This window comes from Paraburkholderia sp. J10-1 (assembly GCF_905220165.1).
GTDB lineage: Bacteria > Pseudomonadota > Gammaproteobacteria > Burkholderiales > Burkholderiaceae > Paraburkholderia.
Genome location: NZ_CAJMYW010000038.1, coordinates 1 through 14,770, shown reverse-complemented (window position 1 = coordinate 14,770; position 14,770 = coordinate 1). Strand labels below are relative to the sequence as shown.

General features: G+C 62.4%; 11 protein-coding genes. 5 read left to right on the top strand and 6 right to left on the bottom strand.

The window, feature by feature from the left end; all coding sequences use genetic code 11:
* The first annotated feature begins 583 nt into the window (after positions 1 to 583).
* Entirely contained in the window at positions 584 to 2,500 is a 1,917-nt protein-coding gene (locus tag U5A65_RS40315; RefSeq protein ID WP_321949650.1) for an AAA family ATPase, read from the top strand.
* Between the two features lie 31 nt (positions 2,501 to 2,531).
* Here U5A65_RS40315 and U5A65_RS40310 read toward each other — a convergent pair whose 3' ends face one another.
* The gene (locus tag U5A65_RS40310; protein WP_321949647.1) at positions 2,532 to 7,373 is read right to left on the bottom strand and encodes an NAD-glutamate dehydrogenase; all 4,842 of its coding nucleotides are present in this window, start codon (positions 7,371 to 7,373) and stop codon (positions 2,532 to 2,534) included.
* Positions 7,374 to 7,560: 187 nt separating this feature from the next.
* Positions 7,561 to 8,475: a transcriptional regulator GcvA gene (gene gcvA / locus U5A65_RS40305; protein WP_321939752.1), complete on the bottom strand. Its 915-nt coding sequence runs from the start codon at positions 8,473 to 8,475 to the stop codon at positions 7,561 to 7,563.
* 187 nt (positions 8,476 to 8,662) lie between these two features.
* Between gcvA and U5A65_RS40300 the strand changes: the two genes are divergently transcribed.
* The gene (locus tag U5A65_RS40300) at positions 8,663 to 9,367 is read left to right on the top strand and encodes an SDR family oxidoreductase (protein ID WP_321917975.1); all 705 of its coding nucleotides are present in this window, start codon (positions 8,663 to 8,665) and stop codon (positions 9,365 to 9,367) included.
* A gap of 10 nt (positions 9,368 to 9,377) precedes the next feature.
* Positions 9,378 to 9,956, top strand: coding sequence for a pyridoxamine 5'-phosphate oxidase family protein (locus tag U5A65_RS40295; RefSeq protein WP_321949646.1), 579 nt, complete (start codon positions 9,378 to 9,380; stop codon positions 9,954 to 9,956).
* Between the two features lie 135 nt (positions 9,957 to 10,091).
* Here U5A65_RS40295 and U5A65_RS40285 read toward each other — a convergent pair whose 3' ends face one another.
* Complete coding sequence (locus U5A65_RS40285; RefSeq protein ID WP_321949644.1) at positions 10,092 to 10,982, bottom strand: LysR substrate-binding domain-containing protein; 891 nt, start codon at positions 10,980 to 10,982, stop codon at positions 10,092 to 10,094.
* 101 nt (positions 10,983 to 11,083) lie between these two features.
* Between U5A65_RS40285 and U5A65_RS40280 the strand changes: the two genes are divergently transcribed.
* A complete protein-coding gene (locus tag U5A65_RS40280) occupies positions 11,084 to 11,674 on the top strand; it encodes a LysE family translocator (protein WP_321917970.1) in 591 nt (196 codons plus the stop codon).
* Between the two features lie 53 nt (positions 11,675 to 11,727).
* Here the strand turns inward: U5A65_RS40280 and U5A65_RS40275 are convergent, their stop codons facing one another.
* From U5A65_RS40275 to U5A65_RS40265, 3 genes are read right to left on the bottom strand one after another with little or no spacing between them, the layout of a single operon-like run.
* On the bottom strand, positions 11,728 to 12,342 hold the full coding sequence (locus U5A65_RS40275) for a hypothetical protein (protein WP_321917969.1): 615 nt from the start codon (positions 12,340 to 12,342) through the stop codon (positions 11,728 to 11,730).
* Between the two features lie 48 nt (positions 12,343 to 12,390).
* A complete protein-coding gene (locus U5A65_RS40270) occupies positions 12,391 to 13,176 on the bottom strand; it encodes a molybdopterin-dependent oxidoreductase (RefSeq protein ID WP_321949643.1) in 786 nt (261 codons plus the stop codon).
* 6 nt (positions 13,177 to 13,182) lie between these two features.
* The gene (locus U5A65_RS40265) at positions 13,183 to 13,776 is read right to left on the bottom strand and encodes a cytochrome b/b6 domain-containing protein (RefSeq protein WP_321949641.1); all 594 of its coding nucleotides are present in this window, start codon (positions 13,774 to 13,776) and stop codon (positions 13,183 to 13,185) included.
* A 324-nt stretch (positions 13,777 to 14,100) separates the two neighbouring features.
* Here U5A65_RS40265 and U5A65_RS40260 point away from each other — a divergent pair, with 324 nt between their 5' ends.
* Positions 14,101 to 14,760, top strand: coding sequence for a YceI family protein (locus U5A65_RS40260; RefSeq protein ID WP_321939745.1), 660 nt, complete (start codon positions 14,101 to 14,103; stop codon positions 14,758 to 14,760).
* The last annotated feature ends 10 nt before the right edge of the window (positions 14,761 to 14,770 follow it).

Below are 14,770 nucleotides of genomic sequence, written 5' to 3'. Positions count from 1 at the left end.
GCGACCAAAGTGCGTCACGCTGCGCCCGGTTTTGCCAGCGCTCACGCTGCGGAACACGCTGGCCTTGTCGCTGTACAGCGCCACCGGCTTGCCGTAACGCTCCAGATACGCACGCGTGGCCTCGGAATCACGTCCGTTCATCGTTCACCCCTGGTCGACGCCTCACGCGAGCGTGCGCGTCAACCAGGGCAGGAATCGGACATTTCTAATGAGCCAGAACACGACATTAGGATATAGCTCCTACAGTGAAAAAGTTGATAATTTATGTTATGTAAAATACGAATCGCAACAGATTAATGTCCCCTCATCACCTCAATCACGCTCATACACAAAGCACCGATCCCGCCCCTCAAAAAAACGCACAACCGCGCTAAATCGCCGGATTAAAAGGCATTTATCCGCCAATCCCTTTTTTCGCGCGCCGCACAACGCAGGCATAATTTCAATGGAGCAGCGCGATTAAAAGGGTCGTTTTCGTATTCCTGAACATCTACGGACTACGCAAGGCGAGACGTTCTTGCGCCTCCGGTCCCACGATAGATTATCTGGCGTCGCCATCGCGGCGCGAGGCAGGAATAGATTCATGAAACCGGCAAGTAATTCGCGGTGGTCACGCTTTGGCCGATACATTGCGTTGGGTGTTTGCGCGGCCGCAGTCGCGGCAACGGCTGGCTTCTTCTACTGGCGGCATGAAGCGAATCTCACGCAGTCCCAGCCTGCGGCGCTTGGTGGCATTGCCAGCGAAATGCGGCATGACACATCGCCCTGGACGAAGCGGGAGAAAGACGCCTCGGAATTGCTGCGCGATATTCACGACCGCGATGTCGCCGCTATCGGTGTGAGCCGCGAAGCGATTCTCGTCTCGACGCTCAAAGGCGAACAATATTATGTGGCCGATCATAACGGCGCGTTCTCGAACGCCCTGCTGCTCGGCGATCTGAAGCCGGGCGCCACGCCGCCCTGGCAGCTCGTCTGGCTGCCTCACGCCGATGTGCGCATTGGCGCCGCACGGTGGACCGAAGCGTTGGACGGCCTGCGCGACGCACTCAGTCTGCTGCTTCCCGTGCTGATGGTGGGCGGTCTGTTCTGGTTCATGCGCCGCGAAATGGGCGGCGGCGCGCAATTGCTCGGCGAGTCCCCGGCGTTGCGCTTCGACGACGTGATTGGCGCGGGCGAGGCCAAAGCCGCGCTCGCCGACGTGCGTGCGTGGCTCACCGAGCCGGCGCAGTTCACGGGCATGGGCGTGCGCGCGCCATGCGGCGTGCTGATGACCGGTGGCCCGGGCGTCGGCAAGACGCGCCTCGCGCAGGCGCTTGCAGGCGAATGCGGCGCGAACTTCATCGCCATCACTGGCAGCTATTTCAGCGCGAAGTATTACGGCGTGGGCATTCAGAAGGTCAAGCGCCTGTTCGAACTCGCGCGCAAGAACGCGCCCACGGTCATCTTCATCGACGAGGCGGACGGTCTCGGCAAGCGGACCGACACCGGCGGCGGCCCGGTCGAGGCGGAAAGCAACCGCATCATCAACCAGCTGCTCGCGGAGATGGATGGGTTCGAATCGAACGAAGGCGTGATCATCGTCGCCGCGACCAATCACCCGGACAATCTGGACGAAGCGCTGCGCCGCCCCGGCCGTTTCGACCGCACGGTGCAGGTGCGTCTGCCCGACCTGGAGGATCGCGCCGAGATTCTGCGCTTCTACGCCGGCAATCTGAAGACGAAAGCCGACGACATCGATTTCAACCAGCTCGCGCGGCTAACCACGGGCCTTTCGCCGGCCACGCTCTCGATGATCGTGAATCAGGCGGGTCTCGTCGCGCGCAAGGCCGGCAAGCAGGAAGTGGCCGCGGTGGATTTTCTCGAAGCGATCAAGATTGCGCGCATTGGCGACGTCAACGGCGCCGAGCGCGCGCTTTCGGACGACGAGCGCACGCGCATTGCGATCCATGAAGCGGGACATGGCCTCGCCGCCGCCCTCCTCGGCACTGGCGTGCTCGAAGAAGTCACAATTTTGCCGCGCGGCGGCGCGCTGGGCGTGGCGCTGATCACGAAAATGCAGGACAAGTACCTGTATCGCGAGACGGAAATGCGCAACGAGATCCAGGTGCTGCTGGGCGGCCGCAACGCGGAACTGCTCATGTTCAGCGAAGCATCGAGCGGCGCGGCGCAGGATCTGCAGGAGGCTTCGCGCATCAGCCTCGATATGGTATCGAAGCACGGCTTCAACGCGGACGGAAATCTGTTCAGCCTCGCCGCGCTGCCGCAGCAGGTCGCGGGCTTGCAGTTAAAGAGCGCGATCGAGCACGCCAACGCGCTGCTGCACGAACTCAACGACGCGTGTTTCGCGTTGCTGCGTGCGAACGAGCCGGTGCTGCGCGCGATCGCCGATCAGTTGCTCGAGTCGGAGACGGTGCCCGGCGAAACGGTCTATCGTCTGATTCGCGAGCATGCGGCGGCCGTGGCGAGCACGCACGCGGTGACCGAAGCGGCCGCCGCTTGAGCGGCCGCTTGCGGCGCCGTCGTTCAGGTCCTCAGCCCCTTTCGAGGGCCGCCATCGCTCTCACGATAACGAGCAGCACCGAAAGACTCACGCCAGTGGACGCGCGCAGCTCCGTAAGCAACTGCGCATAACGTTCGAGCGCTGCCTCGTGCTGCGCGCACCATGCGTCCACAAGCGTTTGCGGGTTCGCGGAATCGGCGCCTTGCGCAAGCACGCTCGTGGTCAGCGCGCGCTTGAGGTGCGCCACCTCGGCAAGCGCCGCCGCGCGCGCCATGGTGTCCCAATGCGTCGGCGTGGGCAAGGTCGCGGCTCGCTCGCTAATCCAGCCGTAATTGAGCCGCGTGCCCAATGCGAAATACACTGCCGCAACGCGCTCGAGCGGTTGATCGCACGCGGCAGCCACATCGGCAATGTCGAGCAGTGCTACTGAAATATCGCCACTAGCCACGCGCAGTGCGAGGGCATTTTCAACACCGGCGTTCACGAGTTCACCCTGGCGTGCCGAGAGCGCTTCGAGATCTGTTTCAGGCAACAGCGCCGGCAATTGCGGCGCGAGGCGCTGCACGGCGTCGCGGCAACGCGCCAGCAGCGTACTCACGCCGTCGTTGCTGACCACAGCCGCCTGCAGGTGCCGCAGGAACCATAACGCCGCGCGTTCGAGCAGCCGCGCGACGGCGACAAACATGCGCGCCTGCACGTCGTCGGCGACCCGGTTGTCGAGCGCGTCGATGGCGCGCCAGATATCGTTGAGGCCGAATACGTCCTGTGCCATGACGCACGCGCGCACGATTTCGCCGGGCTGCGCATCGGTTTCCTCCATCAAGCGGTGCACAAATTCGCAACCCACGCGGTTCACAAGCGCGTTCGTCAAATGCGTCGCCAGGATTTCACGCCTCAGCGGATGCCGATGCATCGGTTCGCTAAAGCGCTGCTGCAGCGGCTGCGGGAAATAGTCGATCAGCAGGTTCGCAACGAGCGGATCTTCCGGCACGGACGAATCGAGCAGTGCATCGTAGAGCCACATCTTGCTGTACGCGAGCAGCACGGCCCGCTCCGGCGACGTGAGCCCGAGTTTGGCGACCTGGCGTTCGGCGATTTCGTCGTCGGTCGGCAGGAATTCGATATGGCGATTCAGACGTCCTGCGCGTTCGAGCCAGCGCATCAGGCGCGATTCGGCATCGAGCAGCTCCACGGCGTAGCGGCCCGCGATCGAAAGCGCCTGCGTCTGGTAGTAGTTGTCGCTCAGCACCAGCAGGCCGACTTCGTCGGTCATCTCCGCCAGCAACGTGTTGCGCTGCTTCGTTGTCATCTCGCCGTCGGCGACCACGATTCCGAGCAGGATCTTGATGTTCACTTCGTGATCCGAACAATCCACGCCTGCTGAGTTGTCGATCGCGTCTGTGTTGATGCGGCCGCCGTGCTGGGCGAATTCGATCCGGCCGAGTTGCGTGACCCCGAGATTGCCGCCCTCGCCCACGACCTTGCAACGCAGCTCCGAGCCGTTCACGCGCACGGCGTCGTTGGCGCGGTCGCCGACCTGCAAGTTGGTCTCGCGCGCGGCCTTCACATAAGTGCCAATGCCGCCGTTATAGAGCAGATCGACGTTCGCCAGCAGGATCGTGCGAATCAGCTCGGTTGGCGAGAGTGCCGACGCCTCGATGCCGAGCGCCGTTCGGACCGCGGCTGAGAGCGGAATCGTTTTCATGGTGCGCGCGAACACGCCGCCGCCAGCCGAAATCGTGGCGGGATCGTAGTCGGCCCAGCTCGAGCGTTCGAGCGCGAAAAGCCGCGCTCGTTCGGCGAGACTCACGGCCGGATCGGGGTTGGGGTCGAGGAAAATGTGCCGGTGATCGAACGCCGCGACGAGTTTGATATGCGGCGAAAGCAGCATGCCGTTGCCGAACACGTCGCCCGACATGTCGCCGATGCCGACCACGGTGAAATCGGTGGCCTGCGTATCCACGCCCATTTCGCGGAAGTGCCGCTTGACCGACTCCCACGCGCCGCGCGCCGTGATCGCCATCTTCTTGTGGTCGTAGCCCACCGAGCCGCCCGAGGCGAAGGCGTCGTCGAGCCAGAAGCCGTATTCGACGGATATCGCGTTCGCATAGTCCGAGAACGTCGCCGTGCCCTTGTCGGCGGCCACGACGAGGTACGGGTCGTCCGGGTCGTGGCGCACGACATCGGGCGGCGGCTGAATCGCGTTGTTCACGAGATTGTCGGTGAGATCGAGCAGGCCGCGCAGGAAGGTTTGATAGCACGCTACGCCTTCACGCATCCACGCTTCGCGCTCGCTCGCCGGCGGCGGGTTCTTCACGACGAAGCCGCCCTTCGATCCCACCGGCACGATCACGACGTTCTTCACCATCTGGGCTTTCATGAGGCCGAGCACTTCAGTGCGGAAGTCCTCGCGGCGATCCGACCAGCGCAGGCCGCCGCGCGCAACGCGTCCGCCGCGTAAATGCACGCCTTCCACGCGCGGCGAATAGACCCAGATCTCGAACATGGGCTTGGGCTCGGGCAGGCCGGGCACCTTCGACGGATCGAATTTGAACGAGAGCGAGGGCCGCTCTGCGCCATTGGCTTCGCGCCGGAAATAGTTCGTGCGCACCGTGGCGTTGATCACGCCGAGGAACTGGCGCAGGATGCGGTCTTCGTCGAGATTGGGCACCTGGTCCAGCGCGCTTTCGATGGCCTTGAGCATGAGCGCCGTGCGTTCCTCACGCGCCGCTGCATCGCGCGGATCGAAACGGAGTACGAACAGTTCGACGAACTGCCGTGCGATCGCCGGATTTCCAGTTAGCGCGCGCTCGATATAGGCGTCGCTGAAGGTCGAGCCCACCTGACGCAGATACTTCGCATAGGCGCGCAAGATCGTGACTTCGCGCGCGCTCAGGTAGGCGCGCAGCACCAGCCGGTTGAAATCGTCGTTTTCGATGCGCGCGGTCCACACGCTTTCGAACGCGTCTTCGAACAGGCTCTTCACGCGCTCGATATCGAATTCGGCATCGTCCGCAAGTTCAAGGCCGAAATCGTGGACCCACGCGGGCTCACAGGACGGCGCCTCGATCACATAGGGCCGCTCTTCGTCTACGCGCACGCCGAGATGTTCGAGCATCGGCAGGCTGCGCGAGAGCGCAATGGCGTCGCCCGCACAATACACCTTGAAGCGGAACGTACGCGGCCCCGCCTCGATGGGCCGATACAGATTCATTGCGATGCGCTGTGTTCCCTGCACGCGCTCGATCAGTTCGATGTCGCGTACCGCCGTGCGCGCGGGGTAGTCGTCGCGATAGCCGGGCGGAAACGAATCGGCGTAGCGATGCAGCAGACGTGTGCCCTGCTCTTCGCCGAATGCGTCGAGCAGCGCGTCGGCCAGATCGTCCTGCCAGCGGCGCGTGACCTGCACGAGCCGCGCTTCCAGTTCGTTCGTATCGACTTCGGGCATCGTGCCGGGCTCGGCGTGCACGACGAAGTGAATCCGCGCGATGGCCGACTCCGAAAGCAGCGGCGTGAACTCCACGGAAACGCCGTTGAACGCCTCCACGAGCAGGTTCGCAATGCGCCGCCGCAAATCGGTGTTGTACTTGTCGCGCGAGACATATACGAGGCACGAAACGAAGCGATTGAAACGGTCGCGCCGCACAAATAAGCGCGTGCGCTGGTGTTCCTGCAAGCGCAGCACGCCGAGCGCGATGTCGAAAAGTTCGTCTTCACTCGCCTGCAGCAGCTCGTCGCGCGGATAAGTCTCTAGCACCGTCACCAGCGATTTGCCGAGATGGCCTTTGGGCAGAAAACCCGCGCGCCGCACGATATTCGCGCATTTGCGCCGCACGATCGGAATTTCGGCGGTGGACACCATATAGGCCGTCGACGTGTAGAGGCCCACGAAGCGGCGCTCGCCGCACACCTTGCCATCCGCGCCGACGAGCTTCACGCCCACGTAGTCGAGATAGCCGGGCCGGTGGACGGTCGCGCGCGAGTTCGCTTTCGTCAGGAAAATGGGCCACGCGCCTGCGATGATCTCTTGCGCCGCGGGAGGCAATGGCGTGATGTCGGGCGTGCCCGGCGCGCGCAGCGATTCGCGCAGAATGCCCAGACCCGAGCCTTCCACGCCGCGCAGGGCATAGCCGCCGTCGTGCGAAACCAGCGCGTAATCGCGTTGGCCGAGGAACGTGAAATGGTCGGCCACCATCCATTCGAGAAATGCGCGCGCTTCGATGTCCTCTGCGCTCGTTTCGCGCGCTTTCATCGTCTTGATGGTGGTGCGCGCGGCCTCGAGGAGGTTCGGCCAGTCTTCTACGGACGCCCGCACGTCGCCAAGCACCTTGGTTATATCGCGGCGCAATTCGTCGAGCTTTGCTGCGTCGCCGCAGCGGTCGACTTCGAAATGGATGAACGACGCGAGTTGCGATTGCCCGTCACCGGCGCTGGCGCCGGCCTCGCCGACGCGCTCAATTGCGCCGTCCTTGTCGCGCCAGATCCGGAATACAGGGTGCAGCGCGGAATGCAGCGCAAGACCCAGGCGGTTGACGGCCATGGAAACCGAATCGACGAGAAACGGCATGTCGTCGTTGACGATTTCAATGACCGTGTGGTCCGAATGCCAACCATGCTGTTCGAGGATCGGGTTGTAGACCTGCATGCGCTCGCTGCCCGGCACAAAGCGCTGCGCGGTTCGCCAGTGCGCCATGGCAGCGCCGTAGAGGTCGGCAATGCTGCGGCTGCGCAGATCTTCAGCGTCGGCGAAATCGTAGTAGTGCCGCAGGAAAGGTTCGACGATCTGGAACGTAGGCTCGGGCAAGCGCGCCCGCGCAAATTCCACGACGTCGGAGAGCAGATGGGCGACGAATTCTTCGTTCCTCGCTAGCATGACGAACTCCTTGGCGGATAGTCATCGACTGCATCGGCGGTTCAGTCATTATGCACCGGTAAGGTGATCGAACGATGAATGCGTGCGCACGATCTGCCCCACCGCGAGGCATTGCACGCTCGCGCGCTGCGTTGCGATGCGGATGTTGGCGCAGAACTTGCGGACGGCGAACGCCTGCGTCAATGCGCTAAGGAGCCGCTTTCGAAGCCAGATGGAATTGGGCGAGCAGCCAGGTGCGAAGCTTTTGGCTTGTCTCCCATCGCACGCTGCCCTGGGGGAGGACCACGTAATAACCGAGCGACAGTGGCAGCGAAAAGTCGAACAGGCGTTGCAATCTTCCGGCTGCGATATCGCGCTCGACAAGATGCTCGCTCGTGAGCGCGATGCCCTGCCCCGCAATGGCGGCGTCGATGGCAAGCGACGACTGACTGAAGCGCGGCCCTTTCAGCGTGTCGATGCCGTTTGCGTAGCCCAGTGCGTTGAAAAACTCCGGCCACAGGTCATGAGAATCGTGCAGCAGCACATAGTTTTCCAGGTCCGCGATCATGCGCACCGGGCAGTCGTGCTTGAGCAGTTGCGGACTGGCTACGGCGAACACCTGTAGCGGAAATAGCAGGTCGCTGACGAGACCTTTCGCGAACGGTGGCTTGCCGAGCCGAACCGCGATATCCACGCCATCGGATTTGAAGTTGCACAGCGTTGCATCAGCAATAATCCGGACGTCGATTTCCGGATGTGTTTCGGCAAACTCTGCTAGCCTGGGTATCAGCCACTTCGAAGCAAATGACGGCGTCGTGCTGATCGTGAGGGACGTCGAACGCCGGTTCAGCGCCTCGGTCGCGTCGGCGACGATCGTGAGCGCCCGCTGGACGGCAGCAAAGTAAGTATGCCCCTCGGTCGTGAGCGCAAGCCCCCGCGGCCCCCTTGCGAAAAGGGGCAAATTCAGGGCTTCCTCCAACACCCGTACCTGTTGCGCGACGGCGCCCTGCGTCACGCCGAGTTCCTCCGACGCGAGCCGGAAATTGAGGTGCCGGGCGGATGCGTCGAACGCGCGGAGCGCATTCAGCGGCGGCAGATGGCGTGGCTTCAATGAGTGCTTCAACGGATATATTGGCTACTGAAAAGTCGGCAATTCGCCAGCAGCGGTTCAATAGCGAGCCAGTAGAAATTTTATTGTCAGACCATAATAAACATCATTCGACAATTCAATCATAACGCCATACAGTTTCTGCACGAAGTCCCATGCAGCGCAGCGCTGCGGCGCTGAATCCATTCAAGGAGAGAGCAACATGGCAGTAGAAAAAGTAGCACTCGTCACGGCGGCCGGCAAGGGCATGGGCGCAGCGATCGCGCGCGAACTGGCAGCCAGCGGCTACCGTCTGGCCTTGATGTCGCCCTCTGGCAGCGCGGCCGAACTGGCGAAAGAGCTGGGCGGATTCGGCTTTACGGGCTCGGTAACCGATCCGGACTGTATCGACCGGTTCGTTAGCGAAACGCTCGAAAAGTACGGCCGCATCGACGCCGTGGTGAACAACACGGGGCACCCACCGAAGGGCGATCTGCTTTCTATCGCCGACGAACAGTGGCATCTCGGGCTCGATCTCATCGTGCTCAACGTCGCACGCGTGCTGCGCCGTGTGACGCCTGCATTTCTCGAACAAGGCGGCGGCGCGGTGGTGAATATTTCGAGCTTCGCCGCCGATGCGCCCGAGCAGGCCATGCCCGTTTCTTCTGCGCTACGCGCCGCGTTGAGTTCGTTCACACGCCTCTACGCCGATCGCTACGCCAAGGACAATATTCGAATCAATTCCGTTCTGCCGGGATTTATCGACAGTTGGCCCGAAACGCCCGAGATCGTCGCCCGCATTCCGGTTGGCCGCTTCGGCAAGACACAGGAGATCGCGCAAACAGTGGCGTTCCTCTTGTCGGATGCTGCGGGGTACATCACGGGGCAAAACATCCGAGTCGATGGCGGTATCGTGCGTGGTCTGTAACGCGCCAGATATGGATCAGATCGTCGACGCGGTCTGGGCTCGCCTGCACGCCGGCGCAAACGCCGGCAAGGAGCGCTCGCCCTTTACGATACTGCAGGCCGCGACGATCGGGCTGGACGGCGCACCCGCCGTGCGGACGGTTGTGCTGCGACGCGCCGCTCGCGAGCAGCGTGCAGTCATGTTTCATACCGACGTGCGCTCTACGAAAGTGGCTGAATTGCGGCGCGACTCGCGCATATCGCTTATCGGCTGCGATCTTGACGCTGGAGTGCAAATACGACTCTATGGCGTTGCACGACTTGTCGAGGCGCCGTCGGAAACGAGAGCGGCATGGAACGCAAGCCGACCTCGAACGTTGATCGTCTATCGCACGCCGCTTGCGCCCGCGACGCCGGTTGCGTCTCCCGCTGAAGCGCATGCTGCGGCGCATGGCGAAGATCTCGACCCAACAGACGGGTTCGAAAACTTCTGCCTGGTCGAAGTGACCGTATCGAGAATCGACTACCTCGATCTGAATCCCGCGGGGCATATGCGGGCCAGTCTCGTGTTTGATGAAGGGAAATGGCGCGGCACCTGGATCGCGCCTTAGTCAGCGGGATGCCTCGACCCGCCTGCCGCCATGTGGCGGCGTCGGCCCCTGTGCCAGCGTGGCTGCAGGCAGGTGGTTGAAGGCTTTCACCAGCTTCGCGCCCAGCAGACGCTGCCGTAGCGCTTGTAGGGTGCGTCACGCAATGTTCGCTAGCTGCGCGCGCCGAGTGCCTGGTTCATTCGCCATCGATTCGCGTGCATAGCGCGCGAATTCCTGCGCTGCGGGTTGAACTGTCGCTGGAAATCGCAGGCAGATCGCGAACGCAGGCAGCGCAGGCAAGCCGGTTGCTTCAGGCGTGAGCATCTCCACACCGACCGGCACCGTGGAGGCGAGCCAGGCCGTGATCGCAAGGCCCGCGCGCACCGTCGCAGCGGTCGCCTCGATGTTGCCGCTCTCGAACACGGTGCGCCACGCAATGCCCTTGTCCGCGAGCGCGCCGAGTACAACCTGCCGGAACGCACAGTGCTCGTCCACCATCGACAGTGGCAATGGCCGCTTGCGCCACGCATCGCTGCCGCGCCCATTGACCCACACCAGGGGCTCGATGCCGACCACTTCGCCCGCCGCTTCGCTCGCGACATATTCGAGCAACGATACGTCCACATGACCGCTATCGACTGCGTCGCTGAGTTCCGGTGAAGCCGCGCAGACCAGCGATATGTCGACGTGTGGATGGGCTTCGGCAAATGCCTTCATGGCGGGCGCGAGCCGCGTCACGAGGTCGTAAGGCACGCCCACACGCAGCGCGCCACGCAGCGGCTGGCCGGTCATGTCGGCCCAGATTTCATCGTTGAGCCGCAGCAGTTGGCGCGCTTTCACGAGAAACGCCTCGCCCTCGCGCGAAAGCTCCAGCTTGCGCGTCTTGCGTACGAATAAAAGGCAATCCAGCACGTCTTCGAGGCGCTTCACCTGCTGGCTCACGGCGCCTTGCGTCATGTGCAGCAAATTCGCGGCAACCGTCATGCTGCCGCTATCGGCAACGGCAACGAAGGTACGTATGAGGTCGAGGTCCAGGTTCCGGCTCATCGATGCATTATTCCGCGTAATGGAGCGCATCAATATTATTACCTTTCACGATGCGTTGCCGATCCGTACAGTGCACCTCTCACTCACGCAGATGGGCACCCATGACCTCGATTCTGCCGCTCGTGCTTTTCGTCGCCGTCTCGACCGTGACGCCCGGCGGCGCTACCACGCTCGCCACCGCGTCGGGCGCGCGCTTCGGCTTCGTACGTTCGATCCCACTGATGCTAGGCATCGCGATAGGCCTTGCCTTGCTCGCTGCGGTCGCTGCACTTGGACTAGGCGGTTTGCTGCTCGCCCTCCCGTCGCTGCAAACGGCGGTGAAGGTGCTCGGCACTGCGTATCTGTTGTGGCTCGCGTGGCGCATCGCGCGTAGCGGGCCGCCGGGTGCAGGCAACGGCCCCGCGCGTCCGGTTACGCTCGTCAACGGTTTGCTGCTGCTCTGGCTCAACCCAAAAAGCTGGGCGATGACGGTCGGTGCGGCAGCGTCGTTCACGCTGTTCGCGAACAATCCGAACCGCCTCGCGATGCTGCTCGGCACGGCATTCGGCGTTGCTGCGTGCGCGTCGCTCGCACTCTGGTGTGCGCTCGGCGTGCTACTCGCGCGGTTCTTTCGAACGCCGCGTCACTGGCGCATGCTCAATCTCGCGATGGGCGTGCTGCTCGCAGCATCCCTCATTCCGACCTGGCGATGAGCATGCTTTCGGCAAAAGTCATCGCCCAGGTGGGAGAGCCGCGACGCTGTCGCTTACATTGGCGGGACGACGCCGTCCTTTTCGACCACCACGCGCTGCGCGGCATACGTGCCCTGTGACCCGGGCTTCGCGACCACGAAGACTTGCTTGCCCGGCGCCAGATCTGCGCGCGCCGCCGGCATGAACGTGACGATGGGTACATTCGGCGGCACCGTTACCTCATTGCTGCCGCCCTTGTACGACAGCTTGAGATTGCGGCCGTCCGTGCCCTGCACGACGGTATCGACATTCGCATTGGTCATCGTGCTGTTCGGGCCGAGGTCCCACGCGTAGTGGCCCTCCCCCGTGCCGCGTGCGGCTTCCGGGAAAACGACGACTTCCGTTGCAGTCAGCTTGCCGTCCGTGCCGGTCGTCGCGGCCGTGCCGACGAACGTTCCCGGCTTGATGTCGGAGAGCTGCATCGCCTTGACGGCCGACACGGGAACATTTGCCGCGAGGGCGATCGAGACCGTATCGCCACTGCGGCGATGGACCTTGAGAACATCGCCGTCGAGAGACACGACATTGCCGCGAATACGCGTTGGCTTGGCATCGGGCGTTTGTGCCAGCGCGCCGCCGGCAAGCGCCATTGCGGCAATGGCCGCGCCAACTTTCAGTCGAATGGTCATGAATACTCCGTATAGCAGATACACGTTGAGGAAAAGGCCGATTCCCCTTCAGGAACCGCCAAACCAGTTGTATCCCTGGTTCTCCCAATAACCGCCGGGATACTCGTTCGTCACTGTGATTGCGACGATGTGCTTGGGATTTTTGTAGCCGAGTTTGGTCGGCATGCGCAGCTTCGCGGGAAAGCCGTATTTCGGCGGCAGCACGTCCCCGTCGTAGGTCAACGTCAGCAACGTCTGCGCGTGCAGCGCTGTCGGCATATCGATGCTGGTCCAGTAGTTATCGGCGCAATGGAGCGCGACGTACTTCGCAGTCATGTCTGCTCCGGCGCGGCGCAGGAATTCGGAAAAGCGTACGCCGCCCCAATGTCCAATCGCACTCCATCCCTCGATACAGATGTGACGTGTGATCTGACTTTCCTGGGGCATCGCTTGCAGTTCGGCGAGCGTCCATGTGCGTTTGCCGTTCGCGAGTCCGCCTACCTGAAGCCGCCAGGTTGCGGGGTCGACTTCCGGTACGTCGTCGATGTCATAGAACGCGTTGAACGGGAAAGGCCGCGTGATCATCGACTCTGGATACGTCGGCGCCATCTTGTTCGGATCGAAGAGCAGCGCCTGCACGCGGTCGTTGAAGAACGACATCTTGCGCAGCATGGTATTCACCGACTTGTCGCTCGAGAGATCGCAGCCCGAAAGCATGGCAATGCCGCCGAGCGTGAGTATCTGTCTGCCGAGCAATCTGCGCGCGGGACTCTTCAATTCGCTGCGCGCGTCCTTGATGATCGAATCTGCGTTCGAGACGAGAAAGGCATTGGTTTGTTTTTTGCCGGAGCGCATGGGCGATTACCGTCCGCGAATCATCAGGAGCAGCGAGCGCGGCACGAATGCGACCATGACGACGTGCACGACGAAAAACGCTACGAGAATGCTCATGGCGAAGAAGTGGACGACACGCGCGTTGTCGTATCCCCCCATGAGCGTTCGCAGCAGGGGGAACTGAACCGATTTCCAGACCGCCAACCCGGAAAGGATCACGATCGCGATATCCGCAATCACCACCACATATGCCAGCTTTTGAACGGCGTTGTAGCGCGCCAGATCCTCATGCTTCAGCTTGCCGCGCAGCGCGGCGGAAAGATCCCTTGCTAGCGCCCCGGGACGGATCGGCAGAAGCTTTCTCCAGAGGCGCTTCGACAGGATGTTGAGGAACATGTAGACGAGATAATTCGCGACCAGCAACCACATGATCGCGAAGTGCCACTGCAATGCACCGCCCAGCCATCCGCCCAGTGTCACGCTCGCGGGAAACGTCAGTCGCGCAAAGACAGGCGAGGCATCGTAAATCTGCCAGCCGCTTGTCACCATCAGCACGACCGCCACCGCGTTGATCCAGTGTGTCGTGCGGATCCAGAGAGGCTGAATTATCGTTCGGCTCATTTGCAGGCTTCGTGGAAGTGGTTCGTCTGCGATCAGACCCGGCTCGCTCGTTCCGAGGTCGCACCGTGTTGGTGGGTAAACCTCGCACGTGCATGCCTATTCCACAGCTGCTGAAGATTTTTTCCTTACAGATTCACAACAAAATGCTTCGACTTTCAAACGCGACGGAATAAAGAGGGCATGCGGAGCGTTTTCCCGGTGCCCTCAGCGCGTCACGGGGCCGTGCGAGTGACTCGAGCACAGATGGCTGAGGGTCAATTGCGCACGATAGCTGTCGACTTCTGCAGCGCGCTTGGCGGGCATCCCGAAAAGTGGAGGTAGAGCGTGCGGGAACATAACCCCATCTGTCGACGTGGCCTGTCCATCGGTCGTCTCAGGCCACACGCAATTGCAATTGCGACGTTTGTCTGCACTGCGTGTGCGGCGGCCGGGGTTAGCGCCGATCCGGTCGATGTGTCTTCTCCGCTGGCTCAGTATCGACTCGATCCAGGCCGTTCGGGTGTGACGTTCGACGTCACGAACGTCTGGCACTCGAGTCTCACGATGCACTTCAGCCGCATAGGTGCCGAGCTCGATGGATTCGAGGGCGTGGCTTCAGGCCGGGTCATGGTGACGATCGACGCGACAAGCCTCGAAGCGAACGCGCCGTTTGTCACCGGAATTGTTGAAGGCGGTGGCATGCTGGACGTGATGCACTATCCGGCCATTCACTTCGTCAGCACTCGCCTTGTCCGGACCGGTCCGCTGAATTGCCTTTTGACAGGTGACCTAACGATCCGCACGACGACACGTCCCGTCACACTCACAGTCACCTTCGACTCAGACCCGCACGAGCCGGCGGGCACTCGCCAAACGCTGGCCTTCTCCGCCGACGGCCATTTCAGCCGTGCAGCTTTCGGGCTAACAAAATGGTCCTCCGCTGTCGGCGACGATGTGCACATGAGCATCCGTGCCGAATTCGTCAGGGAGCGTGTGGACCCGTGAATGCTTGTTC